27 protein-coding genes and 1 riboswitch are annotated in these 24634 nt (G+C 53.2%); of the genes, 19 read left to right on the top strand and 8 right to left on the bottom strand.

The window, feature by feature from the left end:
• The first annotated feature begins 42 nt into the window (after positions 1-42).
• The gene (locus AC0YOB_RS13980) at positions 43-372 is read left to right on the top strand and encodes a WGxxGxxG family protein (RefSeq protein ID WP_475786653.1); all 330 of its coding nucleotides are present in this window, start codon (positions 43-45) and stop codon (positions 370-372) included.
• A gap of 108 nt (positions 373-480) precedes the next feature.
• On the opposite strand, the gene AC0YOB_RS13985 is transcribed toward AC0YOB_RS13980, so the two are convergent.
• The 4 genes from AC0YOB_RS13985 to AC0YOB_RS14000 all read right to left on the bottom strand — a co-directional run bounded on the left by AC0YOB_RS13985 (position 481) and on the right by AC0YOB_RS14000 (position 4775).
• The gene (locus AC0YOB_RS13985; RefSeq protein ID WP_475793565.1) at positions 481-1827 is read right to left on the bottom strand and encodes a hypothetical protein; all 1347 of its coding nucleotides are present in this window, start codon (positions 1825-1827) and stop codon (positions 481-483) included.
• A 177-nt stretch (positions 1828-2004) separates the two neighbouring features.
• The gene (locus AC0YOB_RS13990; protein ID WP_475793307.1) at positions 2005-2364 is read right to left on the bottom strand and encodes a hypothetical protein; all 360 of its coding nucleotides are present in this window, start codon (positions 2362-2364) and stop codon (positions 2005-2007) included.
• A gap of 22 nt (positions 2365-2386) precedes the next feature.
• Positions 2387-2851 carry a hypothetical protein gene (locus tag AC0YOB_RS13995; RefSeq protein ID WP_475793308.1) on the bottom strand — a complete coding sequence of 155 codons (465 nt, stop codon included), beginning with the start codon at positions 2849-2851 and terminating at the stop codon, positions 2387-2389.
• 115 nt (positions 2852-2966) lie between these two features.
• A riboswitch (cyclic di-AMP (ydaO/yuaA leader) is annotated at positions 2967-3130 on the bottom strand.
• A 343-nt stretch (positions 3131-3473) separates the two neighbouring features.
• Positions 3474-4775 carry a sensor histidine kinase gene (locus AC0YOB_RS14000; protein ID WP_475793309.1) on the bottom strand — a complete coding sequence of 434 codons (1302 nt, stop codon included), beginning with the start codon at positions 4773-4775 and terminating at the stop codon, positions 3474-3476.
• Positions 4776-5112: 337 nt separating this feature from the next.
• On the opposite strand from AC0YOB_RS14000, the gene AC0YOB_RS14005 reads away from it, so the two are divergent.
• The 8 genes from AC0YOB_RS14005 to AC0YOB_RS14040 all read left to right on the top strand — a co-directional run bounded on the left by AC0YOB_RS14005 (position 5113) and on the right by AC0YOB_RS14040 (position 12318).
• Positions 5113-5406, top strand: a complete 294-nt coding sequence (locus AC0YOB_RS14005; protein ID WP_475793310.1) for a hypothetical protein — start codon at positions 5113-5115, stop codon at positions 5404-5406.
• Positions 5357-5785: a hypothetical protein gene (locus AC0YOB_RS14010; protein WP_475793311.1), complete on the top strand. Its 429-nt coding sequence runs from the start codon at positions 5357-5359 to the stop codon at positions 5783-5785. The genes AC0YOB_RS14005 and AC0YOB_RS14010 overlap by 50 nt, the downstream gene beginning before the upstream one ends.
• A gap of 539 nt (positions 5786-6324) precedes the next feature.
• Entirely contained in the window at positions 6325-7041 is a 717-nt protein-coding gene (locus AC0YOB_RS14015) for a TrkA C-terminal domain-containing protein (RefSeq protein ID WP_475786562.1), read from the top strand.
• Between the two features lie 169 nt (positions 7042-7210).
• Positions 7211-8455, top strand: a complete 1245-nt coding sequence (locus AC0YOB_RS14020) for an ArgE/DapE family deacylase (protein ID WP_475793312.1) — start codon at positions 7211-7213, stop codon at positions 8453-8455.
• 34 nt (positions 8456-8489) lie between these two features.
• On the top strand, positions 8490-9446 hold the full coding sequence (locus tag AC0YOB_RS14025; protein ID WP_475793313.1) for a D-2-hydroxyacid dehydrogenase: 957 nt from the start codon (positions 8490-8492) through the stop codon (positions 9444-9446).
• A 476-nt stretch (positions 9447-9922) separates the two neighbouring features.
• A complete protein-coding gene (locus AC0YOB_RS14030) occupies positions 9923-10291 on the top strand; it encodes a CidA/LrgA family protein (RefSeq protein ID WP_475767802.1) in 369 nt (122 codons plus the stop codon).
• Complete coding sequence (locus tag AC0YOB_RS14035) at positions 10269-10961, top strand: LrgB family protein (protein WP_475793314.1); 693 nt, start codon at positions 10269-10271, stop codon at positions 10959-10961. The genes AC0YOB_RS14030 and AC0YOB_RS14035 overlap by 23 nt, the downstream gene beginning before the upstream one ends.
• Positions 10962-11070: 109 nt before the next feature.
• Positions 11071-12318 (top strand): foldase protein PrsA, encoded by a 1248-nt coding sequence (locus AC0YOB_RS14040; protein WP_475793315.1) that lies wholly within the window; start codon positions 11071-11073, stop codon positions 12316-12318.
• A gap of 87 nt (positions 12319-12405) precedes the next feature.
• Here AC0YOB_RS14040 and rocF read toward each other — a convergent pair whose 3' ends face one another.
• A complete protein-coding gene (rocF, locus tag AC0YOB_RS14045) occupies positions 12406-13308 on the bottom strand; it encodes an arginase (protein WP_475793316.1) in 903 nt (300 codons plus the stop codon).
• Between the two features lie 32 nt (positions 13309-13340).
• On the bottom strand, positions 13341-14273 hold the full coding sequence (locus AC0YOB_RS14050; RefSeq protein ID WP_475793317.1) for a proline dehydrogenase family protein: 933 nt from the start codon (positions 14271-14273) through the stop codon (positions 13341-13343).
• 423 nt (positions 14274-14696) lie between these two features.
• Here AC0YOB_RS14050 and rsmD point away from each other — a divergent pair, with 423 nt between their 5' ends.
• Together rsmD and coaD are read left to right on the top strand one after the other, a co-directional pair.
• Complete coding sequence (gene rsmD, locus AC0YOB_RS14055; protein WP_475793318.1) at positions 14697-15281, top strand: 16S rRNA (guanine(966)-N(2))-methyltransferase RsmD; 585 nt, start codon at positions 14697-14699, stop codon at positions 15279-15281.
• 3 nt (positions 15282-15284) lie between these two features.
• Positions 15285-15863, top strand: coding sequence for a pantetheine-phosphate adenylyltransferase (gene coaD, locus AC0YOB_RS14060; RefSeq protein ID WP_475793319.1), 579 nt, complete (start codon positions 15285-15287; stop codon positions 15861-15863).
• Between the two features lie 44 nt (positions 15864-15907).
• On the opposite strand, the gene AC0YOB_RS14065 is transcribed toward coaD, so the two are convergent.
• Positions 15908-17092, bottom strand: a complete 1185-nt coding sequence (locus AC0YOB_RS14065) for a nucleoside recognition domain-containing protein (protein WP_475793320.1) — start codon at positions 17090-17092, stop codon at positions 15908-15910.
• 82 nt (positions 17093-17174) lie between these two features.
• Positions 17175-18416, bottom strand: coding sequence for a nucleotidyltransferase (locus AC0YOB_RS14070; RefSeq protein ID WP_475793321.1), 1242 nt, complete (start codon positions 18414-18416; stop codon positions 17175-17177).
• Between the two features lie 115 nt (positions 18417-18531).
• Between AC0YOB_RS14070 and AC0YOB_RS14075 the strand changes: the two genes are divergently transcribed.
• From AC0YOB_RS14075 to acpP, 8 genes are all read left to right on the top strand, one after another.
• Positions 18532-19053, top strand: a complete 522-nt coding sequence (locus AC0YOB_RS14075) for a YceD family protein (protein WP_210041271.1) — start codon at positions 18532-18534, stop codon at positions 19051-19053.
• A gap of 56 nt (positions 19054-19109) precedes the next feature.
• Positions 19110-19283 carry a 50S ribosomal protein L32 gene (rpmF, locus tag AC0YOB_RS14080; RefSeq protein ID WP_188992574.1) on the top strand — a complete coding sequence of 58 codons (174 nt, stop codon included), beginning with the start codon at positions 19110-19112 and terminating at the stop codon, positions 19281-19283.
• 232 nt (positions 19284-19515) lie between these two features.
• On the top strand, positions 19516-20115 hold the full coding sequence (gene fapR / locus AC0YOB_RS14085; RefSeq protein WP_210041269.1) for a transcription factor FapR: 600 nt from the start codon (positions 19516-19518) through the stop codon (positions 20113-20115).
• Positions 20116-21105: a phosphate acyltransferase PlsX gene (gene plsX / locus AC0YOB_RS14090; RefSeq protein ID WP_475793322.1), complete on the top strand. Its 990-nt coding sequence runs from the start codon at positions 20116-20118 to the stop codon at positions 21103-21105.
• A 9-nt stretch (positions 21106-21114) separates the two neighbouring features.
• Positions 21115-22101: a beta-ketoacyl-ACP synthase III gene (locus AC0YOB_RS14095; protein WP_210041265.1), complete on the top strand. Its 987-nt coding sequence runs from the start codon at positions 21115-21117 to the stop codon at positions 22099-22101.
• Between the two features lie 41 nt (positions 22102-22142).
• Positions 22143-23069: an ACP S-malonyltransferase gene (gene fabD / locus AC0YOB_RS14100; RefSeq protein WP_475793323.1), complete on the top strand. Its 927-nt coding sequence runs from the start codon at positions 22143-22145 to the stop codon at positions 23067-23069.
• A 442-nt stretch (positions 23070-23511) separates the two neighbouring features.
• On the top strand, positions 23512-24261 hold the full coding sequence (gene fabG / locus AC0YOB_RS14105) for a 3-oxoacyl-[acyl-carrier-protein] reductase (RefSeq protein WP_475793324.1): 750 nt from the start codon (positions 23512-23514) through the stop codon (positions 24259-24261).
• A 100-nt stretch (positions 24262-24361) separates the two neighbouring features.
• Positions 24362-24595, top strand: a complete 234-nt coding sequence (gene acpP / locus AC0YOB_RS14110; protein ID WP_188992569.1) for an acyl carrier protein — start codon at positions 24362-24364, stop codon at positions 24593-24595.
• Positions 24596-24634 lie beyond the last annotated feature (39 nt).

Consider the following 24634-nt stretch of genomic DNA (forward strand, 5'->3'; position numbering starts at 1 on the left):
ACACAATCATGTATCCCAAATGGAGGTCTTCTCTTGAAAAAGATGATCGCAAGCCTGTTCGTATGTGCGGTACTTTCTGTTATGCTGCTGGTGCCAGCTTTTGCTGCTCATGACATGAACCGCTCCAACATGAACAACAGCACAACGTATCCCGGTACAAACCTGGGGACGGACAATGGAATGGTTGACAGAACCAGCAATACCGCAGGTGTTGGCACAAACCCTAGAATGAATACGTATGGGACAACTACAGCCAACAACATAAGAGCCAATGCAGCCGATGACAACAATGATATGGACTGGGGCTGGCTTGGTTTGCTTGGACTTCTCGGTTTGGTAGGCTTACGCGGCCGCAGTAAAGAGCGGACATAAGCTTTAACTTTGCCGAAGACGGATAAACCCGATAAAGGGGCAGCTTATGCTTCTTTATCGGGTTTATTGCGTTTTATAACGGCCCACCGCTCATAACAAGCGTCAACCTCAAATGATAAACATCGCGACGAGCGTCGTCACGGCAAGTCCGAGCAGCACCGGCTTCAAATTGCGGCGGGCCAGCTCGAAGGGATCAACTCCGCAGATGGCGGCTGCCGGAATAAGCGCCCAGGGGATGAGGGTTCCGCCGCCGACCCAGATTGCGGCAACCTGACCGAGAGCCGTCAACGTAGCCGCTCCGGTTCCGATTGCGGATGCGAATAATTGGGCGATCGAACCAGCCAATGATAGTCCGGAGAAGCCGGAGCCGTCCAGCCCCGTAATCGCGCCGGTCACGGTAAGCGTTACGGCACCAATTGCCTGATTAAGCGGCACATGGTTGGCAAGCGCGACCCCGAGGTCATTTACGATGCCGTGAGAGCCCTCCGGCAGCACATTGCCGAACATTTCCGTGAAAGCGGCGTCTCCCAGATAGAAGAATGCCGCGATCGGAATGACTGGACCGAACACCTTGAAGCCGAATTGGAAACCTTCGATCAAATAAGCTGTGGTTTCCTCCAGACCCCGGTTCCGGTGAGCAAGCATCGTGACCCCGATCAGGATCAACACGGCAGTGCCGCCTACAAGCGCCGTGGCGTCCCCGCCCTGCAGATTCAGAATGAACATGGCTGCCACGTCGATAGCGAAAAGCACGGGAATCAGCACGGCAAGCAGCTGCTTTTGTTTGTGAGGCAGGGTGATGCGCCCTTCGCTCTGGTTCGCCGTGTGCCCGCTGATTGTCCCTGATACAAGGCCGTCTCTCCACGTTCCCTTCTTCATATCCCGCCGCATCATCCAGAATGCCGTTACCGTTGTGACGAGACCCATGACGATTACAAGGGGAATGCTCGCCTCCATTACTTCCGAGACCGGCAGCCCGGCTGCATCTGCAGTCAGCTTCGGAGCGCCTTGAATAATATAATCTCCGGAAAGCGCAATCCCGTGCCCGAACAGGTTCATGGCCATGGCCGCGCCGAGCGCCGGCAGCCCCACTCTTACGGCAACCGGCAGCAGAACAGCGCCGATAAGCGCAACGCCGGGAGAAGGCCAGAAAAACCAGGACGTAATCATCATAATCAAACCGATGCCCCAATAGGCGAGAGCGGGCGTCCTTAAGAACCGCGTAAGTGGAGCTACCATTACCTCATTGACGCCGGTTTTAATCAAGATTCGGCTCATGGCGACGATGATGGAAATAATAAAAATCGTGCCGATCAGCTCTTTTGTTGCATAGATAAAGCTGTTGAAAATACCGCTGACTGATCCGCTGAGGCTTTCTGTTGCCAGCAGACCAAGCGCCAAAATACCAACCACACAAATTAAGGTCGTATCCCGCCTTTTGATGAGCAGAGCCATTATGAAGACGATAAAGGCGAGGTAAACCCAATGCAGCGGGACAAGCTGAAATTCCACCTGGAATCACCCTCTCTTGCCTGTAAAAAGTCATACATTGTATGCAGCTTGTGCCATAGGCGTTCGCTGGATATGATGCGGCAAGTTTTTTTTGGTGACGCAAGGTGGTTTTCCAAAGAATCAATCCTGAATATACAGGCTCTCAATATCGCAGCCAAACAGAATCAGCTCCATTTTCTCCCCTTTGTGGGCGCTTATATCCGATTGAATGGAGAGAACGGGGCATTCCGTCAGCTCCGCCAATTTCAATTTCAGCCGGGAATGGAACTGTTCGAGCTCCGGATCATTCAAAGGGTGAAAGGAAATTCCCGCTCCCTCCAGAACTGGAACCGAATCTTCCGCAGCAGGGCCGTATTTGGCCAGGATGACAAGATATTTCCGGATGATTCTGACTTCTATCTCCTCCGGACGAATCTCCGAAATTTCCGCTTCGCATTCCATATAAGCTTTTTCAATTTCGTGATAGAGCTGTTCCAGCATCCGTTCTCATTCCCTTCTCTGATTAGTCCAAAGCATAATAACAGTATGATTGCGATCGATCAAACAGCTCGGCACGGTCCCATTTCTTGTTTTTGCCCGTGTTCAGATGAATGGGATGATCAAGCTTAAATTCAAGCGCAAGCAGTGCAGATTCGGCAAGCTCTCTTCTCTCCTTGCTCCATGAGCCGCATTTCGTCTGGACATGGTAAAGGCATTCGCCAACAGACAAACCCTTCATTTGCAAAAATTCGGATGACCATTGAAGAATATCGAATCGCTGCTGTGCATCCGGAACGGGGCATCCGCTCCAGCCGGATATGCCACTGCTGGTCAAATTGAGCAAAATAATACCGGTTCCGCGAGCCTCAGCTCCCGGCGGTACGGCCTTCGCGACAGTTATGCTGTCATACAGAAACATCTCCATAAAACAAATTTTTTGCTGAAGCCGGACATTCAGACGGGGCAGGGAATCTGATAATACGATCATATTGACCGCTCTCCTTGTTCTTTAACAAATTTAGGCAAAAAAAAGCCCGAAAAGCAGAGAATCTCTACTCCCAGGCTGCTTGGCAGCACATATGGGCTGCGGGCGGATTTGAGTGCGGTTCTCTCTCAATGCGCTTACGAGGTTAGCTGCCGGATTCGGGCTTGAGAGTGCCCGTCCCTGTATTTGCCAAGCAAATAGTAGGATTAACCCCGTGAAACCATAGAATGGTTTCTAATTGGTTCCCCCGTTTCCCTAGCGGGAATTCAGCGTTTTCATACGAGTATGAAGTTGTTGAGAGAAATAATACGCCTTCCACCCTTTAAAGTAAAATTCAATTTTGGCGGGTATTTGCGGGTTTTTGACCCTATTTCGTACATGGAAACGGAATCAATCGATGAAACTGTTCATAATCGCTCTTCTATCTGCGTCAGGATTCAGTTTCCCCAACAAGATGAGCCGGGTGAGCGCGCACTGGAATGGCCGATTGTGTCAGTAAGTGAACAAAAAAAGTGGCCCGCAGCTTTCGCGGACCAAATGAAACTATATCAATGGGGGGTCATGTAACAATATTAACCGCGCCAAATGACATTGAATCAAATCGTTATTCTTCATTTTCATTTATTTATGCCCGGCGTGTCTTCGGCAAATGAATGGAAAAAGTAGCTCCTGCCTGCTGACTTGACACATCAATGCTTCCGCCGTGCTTTTGCATGATCAGGTAGCAATAAGTCAGACCCAGCCCAAAATTATCCTCATGGTGCTTGGTGGAGAAAAACGGCTCGAAAAGCTGCGCGCGGGTCTCCTTGTCAATTCCCCTGCCATTGTTGGAGAAATCAACCAGGAAGTCTTTCTTGCTCTCATGTATTCTTATTGCCAGCATGCCATTGTCCATTTCCACCGCTTCAACAGCATTGCGGATCAGATTGGCGAATACCTCCTGAAGGTGGAGCTTGTCGCAAATCAAATTGCAGGGCAAAGAATAGTCCGTCAGTACGGAAATCCTTTTATGCTCAAGCAAATAACGGTTGGATAGCAGCGCCTGGGCGACAATGTCGGACAAGCTTGCAGGTCCTTCGACAATTTCGATATCTTCTATATGTTTCTTGATGCGTTTCACCATATGCATCATCTGTCTCGTCTCCGCTTGAATAACCGCAATATCCTCGTCCGCCTGTTCATGCAGCCGGTTCTGTACATGCTCTTTCAAACGGCCTGTCAGCATATCAATGTTTGTGATGTGATTTTTCATGGCATGGTTAAGCATGGCCGCCCCCGATGCAATTCCCTTTATCGTCTGATCGTGAAGCTGCTTTTCAAATTTGATTCTTACGCCAAGCACGCCGAACCGGATCGCAGACACAATAAATACGGCAAAAGCGATGACGACGAAATAACTGATATACCGGTAGCTGCCAAACGTATTCACAGCTCTTTCGAAGTGATTGACCACAACAATCATAATGACGGGAGGAACAACAAAACAGACGGTTATGAGACGGTTTCTTCTTTTAAGCGGGTTCTTTTCTTTCAGATAGGCGTAGATAATGAGAAAACATCCGGCCAGATAATAGGGAACCGCCCAGAAGAGCAGGAGGAGAAAATCCATCCGGATATCGGGTCTCATCGGCGTAATAAGCAGCGTCATGATAATCGGTAGCGCAAGCGCGTAGGTGAGTATGTTTTTGACGCGGGGAATCGCGGTTTCGGAATAAACGATCGAGAACATGATGAAGCCGTAAGGGGTGCAGGCCTGGAGGATGAAGAAGAAGAGACTGTGCCATACAGGTGCCTGAGCGACATCCGAAAAACTGCCAAGCCCAGCGAAAAATAGAAATAATACCGCCCATTTGGTCGCTTCGTGTTTGCGGCCGTAGAAATAAATCATGGCTGCGAGTAAAAGATCAATAATGGCCGAATAGATCATATTTTATTTTCCTACCCGTCAATCCACCCTAAGCGGCGGGTTTTCCTTCATGGTAGCATGATTTTCCGAAAATTCCCATTAGAATTCCATAGATCCTGCTGCAGCCATCAGCCGATCAGCACATATTCCGGATGAAATAAATACTCATTTTTTTGAGTACAGACTTGAGTATGGCGGACGGGTAGAATGAAACTCGCAAGTTTACTCTGACAGACTTGTACAGTCCGGAAAATGAAGAGTACATGATGTCCACACATGCCGCGATTAAAGTAGGTGTGTTTGAATACGAAACAGTATGACAAGCGTGACAAGCTTATCACAAGGAGAAAATTTCACGATGAGATATACAAAAGCGGATTTCTTCGCACTCCTGGCTCCTGTCGTTCTCCAGGTCAGGCGGGAAGAATCGCCGCTATTGCCCTCGGTGCGTCTTGCCCAAAGCTGGCTGGAAACGGAAGGAAACCTTAACAGCTGGAACAACCTGGGCGGCTACAAGGTGGGCAGCGGCGCGCCAAACGCTTATTGGACGGGAGAAATGGCAAGCAAAGGAACCTGGGAAATATACGGGGGCAAGGCGGTTAATGTCGTCACTTCATTCAGAGCTTACGATAGCGTCTACAGCTTTTTATAAGGATCAGGATCTGTTGCTTGCCAGAAGCCGCTATGCCCCTGTAAGAGCTGCGACAACACCAGCCGGGCAGTGCTGGGCTTTCTATATGTGCGGGTATGCGACTGATCCCGACTATGCCGCCAAGCTGATCTCCATTATTAAGTTGAATGGACTGATCCAATACGACGAGACCGGGATTGTGGAGGAGGAGGGTGACGAAGAGATGACCAAGGAAGAAAAAGCCGCCTTTGAAGAATTGAAAGCAAAAGTAGCGGAGCTCGCGGGCAGACAATCTATGGAAACGATTCCGGAATGGGCCATGGAGGCGCAGTCGCTGCGAAGAAAGCAGGCATTGTCGATACTACGCCAGGCGGCTCCTGCGACTTCTACCGGGTGCTGACGATCTTGCACCGCAAAGGCTTGATCTGATTGGGCTAATCTAATCGACCCAATGTCTACCATGCAAGCCGTACGCAAAACTCCCGCTGGCCCATGTGACCGGCGGGAGTTGTTCCGCTCTTGTTCAAAACGCTTTTTGGCATCCTCAAACGCTTTTTCAACCCAACCGGGGGATGAAAAACAATTTTCCGAAAAGGCGTCAGCATGATAACAGGGATGGTAATAACGGTCCCGGCTGGACCGCTGATCCGCCTTCAAATGTGTTTGACCATAGGCAAGCCTTTCAAATGTCTCCTTCCGGAAACGAAGATCTACATAAAAAAACCGGGGCTCTCTTTCGAGAGCCCCTTTTCATGGGAGAGGAGAAACCGGACGAAGAGCTTATGGGGAAACGTAAGTCTTCTCCGCGGTTGTCTACGGCATCTCTCGACGCCGATACAGATAGGATTGCCGATTTGTGGGGATTTATACATCTCGCGATTTTTTTCGGACAATTCGGGTAATGGTAATCGAGAGAAATGAGCAAAGGCGGGGATCATCATGGGATTCAAGTTTATCCTGATCTATTTCATCATTATTTTCCTGGTACTCGAGATTGCGGTTATTCTCTTCCGCAGTACGGGACTCAAGCGTGAAATATCCCGGTTCCAGGTGATCTCCATGATGACGGGGACAGGCTTCACGACCAAAGAGTCTGAGCTCATATTAAGGCATCCGGTTCGGCGGAACATCGGTATGTTTCTTATTTTGTTCGGTGTGTTTTCCCTAGCGGTTATTATCTCGTCCATCAGTGCAATCATGACGGAGAGCTTTCACGTACCCCAGCTTGTCTGGACTGCTGCTGTACTTGGTTTATTATTGCTGATATTGCGTTTTACGCCGGTCCACACCTTTCTGACAAAATGGTTTCATGGTGAGCTCCAGCAAAGCTTCGATCTGAAGGAACTGCCGGTTTCCGAAATCTTTGAGATGGGCGAGAATGATCAATTTATCGATATTCCTCTTTTTGCAAATTCCCGGCATGTTGGCAAAAGCGTTCAGGAGCTGCTGACAGATCAGCATGATATTAATCTTCTTTTTATCAAGCGGGGTAAAGAAACCATTCGTAAAGAGCGTTTATCCACCGAACTGCGCAGCGGGGATCTCATTTATGTTTACGGCAATAAGGCAGACCTGGCAAATTTGTTTAAAGAAGAGCTGGCCGAGAGGGATAAACAGGACCATGATGAGAAAAGAGCGGCCAGCCTGAACGAATAAAATCCATGTTTTGTCCTGCAGCCTGACCCCTGACCCCCCATTTTATGTGCTAAAATAATACTAAATATGATGCAAGCGCTATCGTCAGACTCTTATTATTACAGGTGGATTTATCACGCCGCATGGGTAATAGGATGATCTCGAGTTTCTTAATTAGGGGGATTATTTTATGAATGACGATAAAGCAAAGCTTGCGGCTTGGCTGCGGAATCATGAATCCGGGATGATCGACCTGCTAGGCAAACTTGTATCCACCCCTTCCGACAATCCGCCGGGGAACTGCGCTTCAATCGCTGAGGTGGTTGTCAGGGAGCTGACAGACAGAGGCTTTGAACCGTTTATGGATGTCGTTCCGAAAGAAGAGACGCTGGCAGCTGGTATGGCAGAGGGGAGAAATGTGGTTGCCGATACTCTATTTGGCACTGGTACAGGTCCCGTAATTGCGCTTAACGCACATGGCGATGTGGTGCCGCCCGGAGAAGGCTGGACATATGACCCCTACGGGTCTATTATTGCGGAAGGAAAGCTTTATGGCAGAGGAGCCGCCGTATCCAAGTCCGATATCGCCGTCTATACCTATGCGGTCATGGCGCTGCGTGAGTGCGGGGTAGAGGCAGACGGCAGGCTTTGTCTGGTTATCACTTTCGATGAAGAGACGGGCGGCGAAATTGGTCCGCAGCGGCTGCTTCGCGAAGGCTTAATTGCACCGGATTACGCAGTCGCAGCAGGTTTCACTTACTCGGCGGTAACCGCTCACAATGGCTGTCTGCATCTTGAAGTTACGCTCAAGGGAAGGTCAGCCCATGCGGCTATCCCGAATACCGGAGCCGATGCCCTTGAAGCTATGAACAAAGTACTGAGCGCTTTATACGATTACCGCAATCATTTATCCGGCATCCATTCTGCAGTCGAGGGCATTGAATCCCCGACTTTGTCCGTTGGACTTATTCAGGGGGGCATCAACACGAATGTGGTGCCGGACCGCTGTGTTATACGCCTGGACCGGCGCATCATTCCGGAGGAGAATCCCGGGTTGGTCGAGCAGGAACTGAAGGCAGTCATCGGGTTGGCCGTTCAGTGCTGCACGGACATCGAACTCCAAATCCGGCGTATTTTGCTTGCTCTGCCCTTTAAGGAGCTTGAAGGGACCCGGCCGCTGCTGGAGGCGCTCCGCGCCAACTGGACACAGGTCATGGGAGAAGGGGAACTGCCCGTGCAGGGGGTACCGCTTTATGCCGATGCGCGGCATTTCACGGAGGCGGGTATCCCGACGGTCATGTTCGGTGCAGGTCCCCGAACGCTGGAGGAAGCGAACGGCCATCGGGCGGATGAGCATGTCCGGCTCCAGGATGTCGCGGCAGCCGCGCGGATTGTCACGTTTACCCTGTATGATTTGCTTCGTCAGCAGGGCTAGTTTTCATAAGAATATGATGGAGGGCTAAATTTCGATGAATATTGTTGTTTTGGATGGCTATACCCTGAATCCGGGAGATTTGAGCTGGGAGGAAATATCCAGACTGGGCAAGCTGACGGTATACGACCGCACCACGGAGGAAGAAATTGTCCAGCGCGCGGAGGATGCCGAAGTTGTGCTGTCCAACAAAACCCCGTTGTCGGCTGAAACGCTCGCCAGGCTTCCCAAGCTGAAATATATCGGTGTTCTCGCTACCGGCTATAACATCGTTGATACCAAAGCCGCTGCACTGCGGGGGATCACGGTCACCAATGTGCCTGACTACAGCTCATTCTCGGTCTCGCAGCTGGTTTTTTCCTTGATTCTGGAGTTTTGCCATCAGGTTCAAAAGCATAGCGATGCCGTTCATGGAGGGCGCTGGTCGGCCATTAAAGATTTTACGTTCTCCTTATCCCCGCTTCATGGGTTGGTTCATAAAACGATGGGCATTATCGGTTTTGGCCAAATCGGCCAGCAGGTCGCTCAGATCGCAGCAGCCTTCGGCATGCGTGTGGTGGTCCACACCCGGACCGCCAAGCAGGTTGAGGGCCTTGAGCATGTTCGATTTGTAGAGGAGGACGAGCTGTTCCGCGAGTCTGATTTTATCTCTCTTCATTGCCCGCTAACCGATCAAACGAAGGGGATTGTGAGCAGCCGGACGCTCGGTCTGATGAAACCGACGGCGTTCCTCGTTAATACGGCTCGCGGCGGCCATATTGTGGAACAGGATCTGGTGGATGCTCTGCAGGCAGGCACGATTGCCGGCGCAGGTCTGGATGTATTGTCCGTGGAGCCGCCTCCTGCTGACCATCCGCTAATTGGCGCGCCAAATTGCTTTTTGACCCCTCATATGGGCTGGGCTACCGTTGAGTCGAGAAAGAGCCTGATGAGTCTGGCTGCAGGGAATCTGCAATCATTTATGGATGGTGCGGTGAGGAACCAGGTGGGGTGATATAGCCCCCTAAATCCCCCGGAGGGGGACCCCAAGGGCCCCGGCCCTCTGGACACCCGGACGGTGTAACGAGGGAGATGCAGAGACGCACCTGACAACAGTTGGCGGAATGCCCGTTTACGTCCTGCGGACCCACTTATCATGCGGCGCACCCGGAAGGGATGGAGTCCCAGGGGGGCCAGGTGCAGAGACGCACCTGATGGCGATTGGGCGGAGTGCCCGTTACGTCCTGCGGACCCACTTACCATGCGGGCGCACCCGGAAGGGATGGAGTCCCAGGGGGACCGGGAATAACGTAGAAGGTGCAGAGACGCACCTGATGGCGATTGGGCGGAATGCCCGTTTACGTCCTGCGGACCCACTTTCCATGCGGCGCACCCGGAAGGGATGGAGTCCCAGGGGGACCGGGAATAACGTGAAAGCGCAAGGGAATAAACGAGGAAAATAAGGCGAAAATGGATAGTGAGGAGAGTTTGATGCGCGGATTTGTCATTATTATCGGTTTTGATGGTTTAGGGTGGCTGCTGCATTCAATTGCCCGTGTGCCGCTTCCTTCTCATGTGCTGGGGCTGCTGCTGCTGACGGCGGCTTTGTTTTTGAATGTCATTAAACTGGAATGGGTGGAAGCCAGCGCAACGTTGCTGACGCGGCATATGATGCTTTTTTTTGTGCCGCTGCTTGCCGGCGTGTCGACCTTCCTCCCATTGCTTCAGGAATCCTGGCTTGCCGCATTGATCAGCTTGACGGCAGGTACAGCCGTTGTTACGCTTCTAACCGGTCTGGTCACGCAGCTTTTAACGAACAAGCGGAAGGAGATTCCGCATGAACGGCAGCAGTCTTTATAGTGATCCGCTTTTTGGCGTATGCGTCACCGTTGTCGCGTATGCAGTCGCCTTGCTTGTCCGGAAACGGGTTCCGCGGCTGCATCCGCTTATCACGGCACCTGTTCTTGTTTATGGATTCCTGCAGCTTGGACGCATTGATTATTCGAATTACAAGGTTGGCGGGGATATGGTCACTTTCTTTCTCGGTCCGGCAACGGTAGCGCTGGCTATTCCGCTTTATAAACAAGCCGTCCGGTTGAAGCCGCTTCTGCCCTCCCTCCTGCTTGGAGCCTTCGTGGGGAGCGCGCTGGGCATTGGCGTGAACGCCCTGTGCGTAATCGCTTTAGGCGGCACCGAGGAGCTGCTGAGATCATCGCTTCCGAAATCAGTGACCGCGGCCGTCTCGGTCGAGCTTTCACGCTGGCTGGGCGGATCGCCGGAATTCACCGCAGCGCTTACCGTGATGACGGGATTGTTCGGCAGTGTGGCCGGCCCTGTGCTGCTCAAGCTCGTTGGCGTGCACGACCGTGTAGCCGCTTCTATCGCCATTGGTGCCGCTGCGCACGGAATAGGCTCCGCCAGACTGCTCGCCGATTCCCAGGAGGAGGGCGGCGTGAGCGGGTTTTCCATGGCCGCCTGCGCTGTGTTTACCCCGGTTTTGCTGCTGCCGATTCATTGGTTTCTTTTATAGAAACTGCCGACATTTTATCTTCTCTTAAGGTTTTTTAATTTTTAATCTGGTATATTTGACTGCAGCAGAAACAATAACTGCATCCATTTTCAGAAGGGAGTTTTACGCATTGAACGAGAAAGACAAGGATCTAGATAAAGAGATTGAACAGGAAGAAAAGGAAGCTTCGGCAAGCCCCGAGCTTGACGGAGAAACGGACGTTGATTCCACGGCCAAGGAAGGCTTAAATCTCGAGAAGGAAACGCCCTCGGACTTGACGGAGGATGTCACGGACCGGGACATAGAGTCCGGGCTTGCAGATGAGCGTGAAGAGACTGATGGTGCTCAAGACGAGCCGCTCACGCCCGTTCCGGTTGGAGCAGGCCCGTCAGCACCGGAGGCAAGCCGCAGGGGCAACAGCAGCAAGCCCTGGATGTTCATCGCGATCGGACTGGCACTGCTGCTTGTTGTAGCGCTGATCAAGCCGCCTTTTGGCAGCGCAAGCGGCAGTGATGAAGTTGTGGCAACCGTCAATGATGTCAAAATCACGCAGGACAATCTGTTTGACAAAATGATCAGTCTGGGCGGCAAGTCGACGCTGGATCAGATGATTCAGGAAGAGCTGGTCAAACAGGAAGCCGATAAAGCGGGCATCACGGCGACAGAAGCCGATATTGACAGCGAGGTCAAGCTTTGGGAGGGACGTTTCCCTACAGCGGACGACTTCAATGCATGGCTGCAGCAGAACGGAATGACAGAAGCGGATTTCCGCAAGGAAATGCCGACTCAGCTTCGTATCCGCAAATTGCTGGAACCGAAGGCAACGGTTACCGACGACCAGATCAAACAGTATTTTGACCAAAACAAAGCATCCTTCGATACGCCGGAGCAGGTTCGCGTCTCCCATATTCTTGTAGCAACCAAAGCGGAAGCGGAAGCGATTCTGAAGGAGCTTCAAGGCGGCGCAGATTTCGCTAAGCTGGCTTCCGAGAAATCGATTGATACGGGCAGCAAGGATAACGGCGGAGATTTGAACTTCTTCCCGCGCGGTGTGATGGACAAGCCGTTCGAGGATGCGGCGTTCGCTCTCAAAACCAAGGACGAGCTTAGTCCGATTGTACAGGGTGCCAACGGCTTCCATATCATCAAGTTCACAGACCGCAAAGCAGCCCACACGGCTACCCTGGATGAGGAAAAAGCGAAAATCAAGGACCAATTGCTTGCTCAGCAGGTTTCTGAGCTGTCCTCTTCATGGCTTCAGGATATCAAAGCCAAAGCCAAAATCACCAATACACTGGAAGAACCGGCAGCAACAGATGCGCCTGCAGATCCAAATGCACCTCCTGCAGATCCGGCTGCTGAGACTCCAGCGGGCTAAACAGCATCCGGTAAAGGAAACAGCTTCAGTACAAAGGCCGCTTGCCTTTTGCGACGCTTCATGCGCAGAAGACAAACGGCCTTTTTTTTACAGGATTTTCTCTCCGAGCAGAGAGCTGATAAGCTCGACGGCAAGCTTGGCTGTTCCATGCGTGCTGTCCAGCAGCGGATTGACCTCAACCACATCGGCGGAGGTTACCGCACCGCAATCATGCAGCATTTCCATGGCCAAATGAGCCTCCCGGTAATTCAAGCCGCCCCTCACAGGGGTACCGGTTCCCGGAGCCTCGCCGGGGTCAACGCTGTCGATATCGAAGCTGACATGAACGCCGTCTGCACCGTTGGCGGCGATCCGAATCGCCTGCTCCATGATACGGCCCATGCCTAGTTTGTCGATATCATGCATGGTGAAGCAGGTGACCCCGAGCGCCTGGATGAGCTGTTTCTCTCCTTCATCGAGCTGTCTGGCTCCAACGAGCACTACGCGGCTGGGCTCAAGCTTGGGGCTGCTGCCGCAAAGCTGGACAAAGCCGGGGTCCCCATACCCAAGGCCGGCAGCAAGACTCATGCCGTGCATATTGCCGGAGGGCGATGTGAGAGGAGTGTTGAGATCAGCATGTGCGTCGATCCAGATGACGCCAAGCTTTTTTTTATGCTGACATAGTCCGGCAATGGTACCGATGGCAATGCTGTGATCGCCGCCGATCGTCAACGGGAAGGAGCCGCTGGCAGACAGCCGCGATACCTCGAACGCGACCGCCTTGCTCATGGCAAGTACGCGTCCCCAGTGTTTCATGCGCTCTGAGGTCCGTTCGTCAGCCGCTGGATCAGGCAGGTAGGAATCCTTCAGGATGACATAATCCAGCTTTAGCTGCTGCAGCTTATCCTCAAGGCCTGCGATGAGAACGGCTTGCGGTCCGCCTTCGGCTCCGCGCCGGCTGGCTCCCCAGTCAAAAGGAACAGGGAGGACGGCGATTTGCTGTTGTTTCATTCTTTTGGCCTCCCTGTGCATAATTGGCAATATTATTTGCGCAGCACGACGCTCTTCACGACGAACATCACATTAGCGGGCCGTTCGGCCAGACGCCGGACGAAATAAGGATACCAGCTGCGGCCGAACGGAACGTAGCTGCGAACCGTGTAGCCCTCCTTTGCCAAGGACCGCTGAAGCGGATTCCGGATGCCGTAGAGCATCTGGAATTCAAAGCGGCTTCGGGGAATGGCGCGCATGCGCGTGTAGGATTGCACCCATCTGATGATGCTTTGGTCATGGGTGGCAATCGCTGTATAAACGCCGCTGTCCAGCCGCGCTTTGATCAAACGCCGCATATTGTCGTCTACCTCCCGCTTCGTTTCGAAAGCAATGCGGCGGGACTCCTTATAAGCGCCTTTTACGAGCCGCAGATTCATTTTATTTGCCGTCATGGCTTGAACATCACGACCGCTCCGGTACAGATAGGCTTGAATAACGGTGCCGACATTCGAATATCCTTCCTCATGCAGCTTCCGGACGATGCCGATTGTGGAATCGGTCCATGGACTGTCCTCCATATCCAGCCGGACGAACAGCCCGAGCCTGGCGGCCTCCTTCACAACGGTCCGGATTCCTTCTTCGCATGCGGTCCGGTCCAGCGCCAGTCCGAATTGAGTCGGCTTGAGCGATATATTGCCGTTGATGCCCTCCCGCTCAATTGTCCTGAGCAGCTCCAGGTACCCAAGCTCGCTTGTTTTTGCCTCTTCCAGACTGCTTACGCTCTCGCCCAGAAAATCCAGCGTAACCGCAATGCCTTCCGCATTCAGCCGTTTAGCCTGAACGATTGCCTCTTCCATGGTCTCGCCTGCGACAAAGCGCCTGGCCCCCAGCTTCATCCCATATCGTTGTGACAGTGCCCGTGCCGCACGGTTGCCGGCAAGACCGAGCAGCGCCGAGCGGAACAATCGGTTTCCGATATCCATCCGAACACACTCCTCACGCCTATAGCCGAAAAACTCCCGCTCGCCGCCTTCGCGCACACAAGCTGTCATTTTTACCGGCCGTCATGCTTATATATAGACCATATGCGCCGATGACATGACAAAAAATGATCGAAGCATAATAAGTTTCCATTAAGCAGACGGATGAGGCTATTGAAAATGATAAAGAATGTTTGAAGGAATGGTCCATGCTTATAATGAACGTTTACCTTATTTATCATTCAAAAACAGTCTTAGGGGAACCGACTTCAAAGCCGGCGGACCCGATTATTTGCTTCCATTTCTTCAGGCGAACGTCGTTTCGGAGCGAATGTAGAGCGCCCCAAACGCTTTAACAACTGCCGGGAAGTATGTTAAGATAGCAGCAGTCTTAACGAGAGCTTTCGAAAGGGGAAGGGCAAGAAGTTGAGAGTTATTGCAGGTACGGCTAAAGGCCGTGCTTTAAAAGCAGTTCCCGGGATGAATACGCGTCCGACCACCGACAAGGTCAAGGAAGCAATTTTCAGCATGATCGGTCCTTATTTTGAAGGCGGATGGGCGCTTGATCTGTTCGCCGGTACCGGCGGACTTGGCATCGAGGCGTTGAGCAGGGGTGCGGATCATGCGGTATTTGTCGATTTGGAGCAGAGCAGCATCGATGTGGTCAAACGGAATGTACAAGCTGCCGGGTTCACGGAGCAGGCCGAAATATACCGCAATGAAAGCTTGCGCGCATTGAAGGCCCTCGCCAAACGTGGGACGGCATTTCGTATCGTTTTTCTGGATCCGCCTTATAAAATCAGGAACATGGATGTCATGATGCAGTCGCTCTCCGGGCTTGGGCTGCTTAGTCCCGGCGCGGTTATTGTCGTCGAGCATGATGCCGGACATACCTATCCGGAAGCGATCGACGGTTTTGAGCAGGCGAAACATTCAACATACGGCGACACGGCAGTTACGATTTATTATTACCGTCATGCAGACGGTTCGACTGTACAAATGGAGGAATAATGCATGCCTTTCTCATCTAATCCCGCAGCCGGTTCAATAGGCGCAGCGCCTTCCATAAACCCGCTTATCCCGGTGGAAGGAACGCCCGCCGGTCAGCGGGTAGCTGTCTATCCAGGCAGCTTCGATCCTGTCACATACGGGCATATGGATATTATCCGCAGAGCCGCCAGGCAATTTGATCATCTGATTGTGGCTGTGCTGAATAATTCCAGCAAGAATCCGCTTTTTACCGTGGAGGAGCGCAAGGTGCTTCTGAAGGAAGTGACCCGGGATTTGCCGAATGTGTCCATTGACAGCTTCCGCGATTTGCTGGTTCATTTCATGCGCTCGCGCAATGCGGACGTGATTGTCCGGGGTATCCGCTCCGTGACGGATTTCGAATACGAGCTTCAGCTGGCATCGACCAACCATCAGCTGGACGGAGAGATCGAAACGATCTTTATGATGACCAACCCCCGGTACTCGTATCTCAGCTCCAGCATTGTCAAGGAAATCGCCAAATTCCATGGCAAAGTGCAGGATCTGGTTCCGCCTGAGGTCGAAAAAGCGCTGGCTGTGAAATATAAAAACAAAGAAACATGACCGCTGCCTGAACGAAAAGGAAATTCGCTGCGCCGCGGCGTTTTTTAGCGCGTCCACTTCCGCGGGGCGCTGACAGAGGCGATTGCGAGCACAAGCACTCCGCCGGCAAACAGAAGCAGCACCAGAGGCATGAACGGCCACAGGCTGAACAAATCTCCGGCTTGTACGGTTTGCGTGAACGGGTGCACGCTGCCGCCCATATGCTCAAGCGTCGTGGTGGAGGCGGGAAAGAATGCGGCGAGAGCACCGGTAACCGGCCTCCATAAGGCGATTGTTGCGGCGAAGGCGAGAGCCGATTGGGCCAGCCGCATCAGAAGGAGCGGCCGGACCGACAGATCGGTTCCGGATACGGAGCTTGCGGCCTGGAGGAGCGAACTGATTCCGCCCCAGCTGAGCACAGCTGCAATCGCTGCCGCATTCCAGGCAAGTCCGCCTGATTGTTCGGAAACCGCGGCCGCATATGCGCCTATATGGCTCTCAATAAGCCCTGGCAAAATATATGAAGGCAGCTGACTTGGCATGATCGGTTCAAGCAGCCGGACAAGGACGGCGCAGATCATCATAAACCCGCCGATTGCCATCAGCTTGTACACCGATGTGGTGACAGCGTCGCCCAGTGTCTTGCCGAAGGTTCGGCCATCGGCTTTGCGGGCATCCGCCATTGCGGTCGCGGCCCGGCGAAACAAAGGGCGGGTATCGGTTACGGCAGGAGTGCTCTGTTCGCCGGCATGTGTGATTCTGGCAAGGACAAGACCGCTGGCCAACCCAACCAGCCATACGATAGCGGCGATTACAATACCCAGCTCCGGCCGGTGCATGAACCCGGCGCCGACGACAAGCAGCATGAACAGGGGGCTTGGCATATGGGAGAGGGCGAGCAGCCGCTGTCCCTCCGTGCGGGAGACCAGGCCGCTCCGTCTGAGCGCGGAGGCGGCTTCCGCACCTGACGGGGAGCCGGCCGTCCAGCCCATCGCCATGGCGAAGCCCGCTTCGCCAGGCAGCCTGAACAGCCTTCTCATCAGCGGATTGAGCAGCGTTCCGAGAAAATGGACCCCTCCGAAGGCAAGCATCAGCTCAAGCAGCGCCAGGAAAGGCAGCAGGCCCGGGAAAACAATATTCCACCAGATGGTCAGGCCCTGCAGCGAAGCCTGAAAAGCGTCATCGGGACGATATATGATCGCTCCGACCAAAACAATGGACAGAAAGCCGATCAGCAGCGTTCTTTTCATTGGGACTCACTCCATTACAAGTATAGTAGCTGGACATAAACAGCCACTACATTGTACGCTGGACTTGTCCGCATTAGACCTGTTAAATCGTAATCGGCTTCTCATAGTAATCGCGAAAACAATCGCGTGCCGCTGCATTGCCCCTGGCCAGTGTGTAGGCGGCGGTGGCCTGCACATCGAGATCGAGGTAAGGGAAGAGCTCCGGAGGCCTTGCGGCGCTGTGCAGAACCGGAAGGTGGGCCGTCGTTTTCATTCTTCGAAGCAGCTCGCGGCCTTTGCCGGTAAAACCAAGCACGCGCAGGTATTGGAGGCCGTTTCTCAGCCGCTCCGGCGTCATGTCCCGCTTGCGGTGCCCGAGCAGAACGGCAAGCAGCATGCGCTGCAGCTTCGTCCGCGTATAACGGCGCGTCTTGACAGCTTCAAGCAGGGCATCGACCTCCAGGGAAGCAAGCGCGGCTGCGGAATGCTTGAGCCTATGCTGAAGTCCTTCGCTCATTTCATGATACTCGGCAAGCGATGCCGCCGATTCGGTCATAATTTTGTGAAACAGCGGCTTCGTAAAAGAAGACCAGCTGATGGGGCCGCGGCCTGCTGCATAATCCCGTTGCAGCAGATCCATTGTGGATTCGGGCACATAGGGAGCCGCCTCATCGGGCGTCCCCTGCTGCGAAACCAGCTTGCGGATCGCCGTGGCGCTGGCGATCCGGCGGTCCGTTATGTCCGCCTGCGAGTACCCGGCTTTCTCGCGGCGGAGCGTATAGGGCTCGATGCGGCTGTCCAGCCGCTCAAGCGCCAGCAGGTAATGCAGCCCAAGCGTATTGTTGGGCTGCTCCAGGGGGAAGGCGGCAGCCTCCTGATCGCCCGTCTGGGCCATGTGGAGGCGCACCGCTTCGCTGTAAGCCGCAGGGTAGCTGGCGCCGCCGCCCAGCGTATCCGCCATCAGCCGGGCGAATGGCTCCGGCTCATGCGCGAGCGTGCGGGCAATGCGGCGCAGCGGCCCGATATCTCCGGCCTCGCTGCCGAAGCAGAGGGCGTCTACGACGCCGGTCGCGCCGAGGAGCGCGACGGCGCCATAGGCGAACCATTCCGCCGCCTGCGTGGAATAGGCGACAGGCAGTTCAATGACCAGATCGCAGCCCCCGCGGAGCGCCATCTCGGTCCGCGTCCATTTATCCAGCAGCGCAGGTTCGCCGCGTTGCAGGAAATTTCCGCTCATTACGGCAATAACCGCGTCCGCGTTCGTTATTTTGACCGATTGTTGTAAATGATAGTAATGTCCGTTATGGAACGGATTATATTCAACGATTAGACCGACTGTACGCATCGCAATGACCCTCCGGAATAGTGCTGGTATTTTTTTCACTATATCATGGAGTGAAATTGTTGACAAAACGATTCAAGAATCGATATAATAAACTTTGTTTGTTTGGGGTGATCTTATGAAGATTCAGCTTCGTGAATTTTTGTCCAAAGGGGCAACGATTCCGATTCGCGAGAGTTTAAACGCAGATTGGCTTCAGCAGGTTCGCAGCGACGTTATCAGCGCAGGTCCGCTTGAGGTTGATATGACGGCCAGCGTGACAGACGGTATTGCTCATGTGGAGGGCAAGTTGTCCGTTGAAGTCGAATTTGCATGCTCCCGCTGTCTGGAACCGACGAAGGAACAGATTACGGCTTCCTTCGATGAACGTTTCAAGCCTGCCAATGCCAAGATTGAGAATCCTGAGAATCTTGAGAATGCGGAAGAAATTATTGCGGTAGAAGAGGACAAGGTGGATCTTGAGCCTTTCGTCGAAGAAACGATGCTTCTCTCCCTGCCTTTCATCCCGTTGTGCGAAGAGGACTGCAAGGGACTCTGCCACACATGCGGCGCCAACTTAAATGTGGAAAATTGCGGATGCTCGAAGGATGTTATTGATCCCCGTTTGGCCGCGTTGCAAGATTTGTTCAAGGAAAAGTAGACGCGGCTGCTTACGGGCAGGCGTCTAACGCGAATTCTGTTAAGGAGGTGGGAAATATGGCAGTACCACAACGAAGAACATCGAAAACCCGTCGTGACAAACGCCGCACGCATTTCAAACTGGCTGTGCCGGGCATGGTGAAATGTGAGCAATGCGGAGAGTTGAAATTGGCTCACCGGGTGTGCAAAGTTTGCGGATATTACAAAACGAGAGAAATCATCAAACAATAGTACGATTGACCAGTAGTACTTCATCCCGCGGTGAGGTGCTATTTTTTTTGTCTCCTTCATCCGGCATGGGATCAATTGATGAATTTAACCGTGTTGTCATTGCTTCCCATCGGATTCTTATATATACTTGTTAGGACCAGGTTATAATAGCTGGATTCAAATGGATACCCGCTAACAAGGACGAAAAAATATAAAAAGTCCGCAAAAGGCCATGCAAAATCATAGATAAAGGGTGGTGCGGATTATCGAGCGTCTTCCGAAAAGACAACGGCACCAGCAGCTCTCCCGGCTTATTGAGGAGAACCCGTTCATTACGGACCGTGAGCTTACACGTCAATTGAAAGTAAGCATTCAGACCGTAAGGCTTGACCGAATGGAGCTCGGCATTCCCGAGCTGCGGGAGCGCATTAAGCTGATGGCCGAACGCTCCTATGATTCGGTCCGTTCCCTGCCGCTGCATGAAGTCATAGGGGATATTGTTGATCTGCAGCTGGATAAGAGCGGTATCTCCATATTTGAAATACGGGCTGAACATGTTTTCTCCCGAACCGGCATCGCCCGCGGACATCATATTTTCGCGCAGGCCAATTCGCTGGCTGTCGCTGTTATTAACGATGAGATCGCATTGACGGCAACGGCGGACATCCGTTTTTTGCGTTCGGTGAAACTGGGAGAGAAGTGTATATCCAAGGCCTATGTACGGTCCATATCCGGCAGGCAAAGCAAAGCAAAAGTAGAAGTGTTTTCTTATGTGGGAGATGAAATGGTGTTTCAGGGCCACTTCGTCATTTACCGGTCCGCGGGAGAGACGGCCATCGAGGGAGGAAATTAAGTGCGGATCGCAATTGATGCGATGGGAGGAGACCATGCGCCTGAGCTCATCGTCAAAGGAGCAATGGAGGCAGCGTTAGAATGGCCCGATACGAAGCTCCTGCTCGTCGGCGACACAGTCCGGATTAAAGAGCATATTGCGGGGGCGCTGCCGTCCAACGTGACAATCGTTCATGCAGAGGATGTTATCGGTCCCGATGAAGAACCGGTGAAAGCTGTGCGCCGGAAGAAGGAAGCTTCCATGGTTGTAGCAGGCAGACTGGTTCGTGAAGGCGAGGCAGAGGCGATGCTCTCAGCCGGCAATACCGGTGCGTTGATGACCACAGGACTGCTCGTTGTGGGCAGAATTGAGGGCATTGAACGGCCGGCGCTGGTTTATATGCTGCCGACGGTGAACGATGTTGGCGTGCTTGCGCTTGATCTGGGCGCGAATATGGATGCCAAGCCGGAGCATCTGCTGCAGTATGCCATTATGGGCAGCATTTACCGGACCAAGGTACAGGGCCTGAAGAACCCGCGCGTTGGTCTGCTGAATGTGGGAACGGAAGCCATGAAAGGCAATGAATTGTCCAAGGCTGCCTATAGCTTGCTGGAAGCGGCACCGATAAATTTTATCGGGAATGTGGAATCGCGGGATGTGCTGGCGCATAATTGCGATGTGCTTGTCTGCGACGGCTTCGCCGGCAACATTATGCTCAAGACCATGGAAGGAACGGCTGGGATGTTGTTCAGCACCCTGAGGGACACATTGACCAGCTCTTTCATTAATAAAATCGCGGCATCGATTCTTCGCTCCAGCATGCAGAAGCTGCGCAAAAAAATGGACTACAAGGAGCATGGCGGCGCACCGCTGCTGGGCGTAAACGGACTTGTCATCAAATGTCACGGATCATCAGATATCAAAGCGGTGAAGAATGGCATCCGCCAGGCAAAAATAGCGATAGAGAGCCAGCTGATTCCTTCAATCGCGGCTGAAATCGGCAGGAAGTGAGAGTGAATCATGCTGCAATCATCAGTTGGCATTATTGGAACGGGCAAATATGTGCCTGAACGAATTTTAACGAATCATGAACTGGAGCAAATGGTCGATACCAACGACGAGTGGATCGTCTCCCGGACCGGAATCCGCGAACGCCGGATAGCCGCTCCGGAACAGGCGACATCGGATCTGGCATTCCATGCTTCGACAGCTGCTCTTAAGGCAGCCGGCATTACAGCCGAAGAGCTGGATCTTATTATTGTGGCAACGATTACGCCGGATATGTTTTTTCCTTCAACCGCCTGCTTGCTGCAGGAGAAGCTGGGAGCGAAGCGGGCGGCCGCGTTTGATTTGTCGGCCGCATGCTCCGGCTTTATCTATGGATTGGCAACGGCAACCAGTATGATTTCAACCGGCATGTACCGTCATGTGCTGGTAGTCGGCGCAGAATGTCTGTCCCGGATTACGGATTACACGGACCGCAACACCTGCATCCTGTTTGGAGACGGGGCGGGGGCGGTTGTAGTCGGGGCCGTGCCGGAAGGGCGGGGCTTCAAATCGTTCGAGCTTGGTGCGGATGGAGGCGGCGGCGATCTGCTTAAAATTTCCGGCGGTGGTTCGCGCAACCCTTCTACGGCGCAAACAATAGCCGACAAACAGCATTTTATTTATATGGCTGGCAGCGAGGTATTCAAATTTGCCGTCCGGATTATGGGCAATGCCGCAGAGGAAGCGCTTCGTAAAGCCGGGATGGACAAAGGGGATATCGATCTCTTAATCCCCCACCAGGCCAATATCCGTATTATTCAATCCGCATTGAACCGGCTGAGTCTTCCGGAAGAGAAAAGCATGATTAATCTTCACAATTACGGCAATGTCTCGGCCGCATCGATACCGATTGCGCTAGCCGAAGCGGTAGAGCAGGACCGCGTCCATGATGGAGATCGTCTTGTAATGGTCGGCTTTGGCGGCGGGCTTACATGGGGAGCGTCCGTATTGGTCTGGTAATGGCGAAAGGCTTGAAGATTTAAATAAGGAGGTGCATCGTTATGGGCAAAACAGCATTTGTATTTCCCGGTCAGGGTGCGCAGGCGGTAGGAATGGGCAAGGACGCCTTCGATACGATTGACGCTTCAAGAGCCGTCTTCGAGCGGGCGGACGAGGCGCTCGGCTTCAAGCTGAGCGATTTGATCTTCAACGGTCCGGACGAAGCGCTAAAACAAACAGTGAATACGCAGCCTGCACTGCTGACGGTAAGCATTGCGCTTCTGGAAGCCTTTCGCAAGCAGGGAATCACAGCGGATTATGCCGCAGGCCACAGTCTGGGCGAGTACAGCGCCCTAGTTGCCTCAGGTGTGCTGTCGTTCGAGGACGCAGTTCGCACAGTCAGAGCGCGCGGCGAATTCATGGAGCAGGCCGTGCCAAGTGGACAAGGGGCTATGGCAGCGGTGCTTGGCGCAGAACGCGATGATCTGGCGGCGCTGTGTGCAGCAGTTTCAGCAGTGACAGGCGCAGTGGAACTGGCCAACATAAACTGTCCGGGACAAATCGTTATATCCGGCACATCGGCAGGTGTACAAGCCATCGTTGAGCGCGGCAAGGAAGCGGGCGCCAAGCGGGTCATACCGCTGGAAGTGAGCGGACCGTTCCATTCCTCCTTAATGAAGCCGGCTGCCGAGAAACTGGCTGAAGTATTAGCCAACATTCAACTAGGCGATGCGGCTGTGCCGGTCATAGCCAATGTTACAGCAGGTCCGGCAGTGGAGGCATCGGAGATCCGCCGTTTGCTGGCCGAGCAGGTTTACTCACCGGTACTTTGGGAGGACAGCATCCGATATCTGATCGGTCAGGGCGTGGATACCTTCATCGAAATCGGATCCGGCACCGTTCTGGCAGGCTTGATCAAAAAAATCGATAAATCCCTTAAAATCATTTCCATCAACTCGGCATCATCCATCGAGGCCGCGGTGATTTAAAGGTTGCCGGGAAGATAGGCTGCGCATGCTTTAGTTAATCCTCGTGCGAAGCACCTGAGGAGCAGCAGTTATAAGAAGTTAAACAATAAGGTTCAGTCATAACCTGATTCTTCATTTAAGGCCTCAGGCAGACTCACACTTAAGAAGAAACTCAACAAAGCGACTCAATGGCACACGCGTTAGTTAATCCTCGTGCGAAGCACCTTAAGGAGCACTGGCAGTAAAGTGTGTCCCGCAGGGACGAAAACGGGTACTGGGCACGGATGGGCAAGGGAGCGCCGCAGCATCAACGCGGACAACCATCCGGGAGTCCAGAGGGCCGGGGCCCTTTGGGGTCCCCCTCCGGGGATTTAGGGGGCGCACCCTATATATCCCCATAGCGGGGGAGCGCACTGAGGGACCAGCCAGTCCCCATCGTCCAAACAGAAAGGAGCCAAACCATTTGTTTGCAAACCTAACAGGCAAAATCGCCCTCGTCACAGGCGCATCCCGCGGCATCGGCCGGGCCATCGCAATTGCTCTTGCGGAAGGCGGAGCGGACGTAGCGATCAATTACGCGGGAAGTGAAGCGGCAGCAGCCGAAACCGCACAGGCCGTAGAGGCCCTGGGCCGCCGCGCCATCACAATCCAGGCGAACGTCGGCAAGTCAAACGAGTTCGAAGCGATGGTCAAGCAGGTTGTCGAAACGTTTGGCACCATCGATATTTTGGTCAATAATGCAGGAATCACGCGCGATAATCTCATTATGCGGATGAAGGAAGATGAGTTCGACCAGGTCATCGAGACCAATCTCAAAGGCGTCTTCAACGGGATCAAAGCGGTAACGCGCCCCATGATGAAGCAGCGCTCCGGCCGGATTATTAATATTTCATCCGTTGTGGGCGTACTTGGCAATCCTGGGCAAGCTAACTACGTAGCGGCCAAGGCAGGGGTAATCGGCCTGACGAAAGCTTCAGCCCGTGAGCTGGCATCACGCTTCATTACGGTAAACTGTGTGGCGCCGGGTTTTATAGAAACCGATATGACCGACAAGCTGCCGGATGAGATGAGAACCAAACTGCAAGGGGACATACCCCTGGCCCGCCTTGGAGCACCGGAAGACATTGCGTCAGCAGTCCGGTTCCTGGCGTCCGATTCCGCTTCCTACATGACCGGACAGACGATTCATGTGGACGGCGGCATGTACATGTAAATGAACCGGAGCCTGCTGTTTCAGGCTATTTCCGGCCGATGACAGACGTATGGCAATTTGTCCAAGATTCTCGTATAATACCATGGAGGAGGTGAACCGGATGTCCGATGTATTTGATCGTGTGAAACGCATCGTTGTCGACCGCCTTGGCGTTGACGAATCGGAAGTATCGCTTGAAGCGTCGTTTAAAGACGACCTTGGCGCTGACTCTTTAGATGTCGTCGAACTAGTCATGGAACTGGAAGATGAATTCGATATGGAGATCTCTGATGAAGATGCAGAGAAAATTACCAGTGTGGGAGAAGTAGTGAAGTACATATCTTCTCATACCTAAACGTAAAATTACGGGTCCCGTTCACAGCGGGACTTCTCT

This window comes from Paenibacillus sp. JT31N17, from assembly GCF_056269255.1.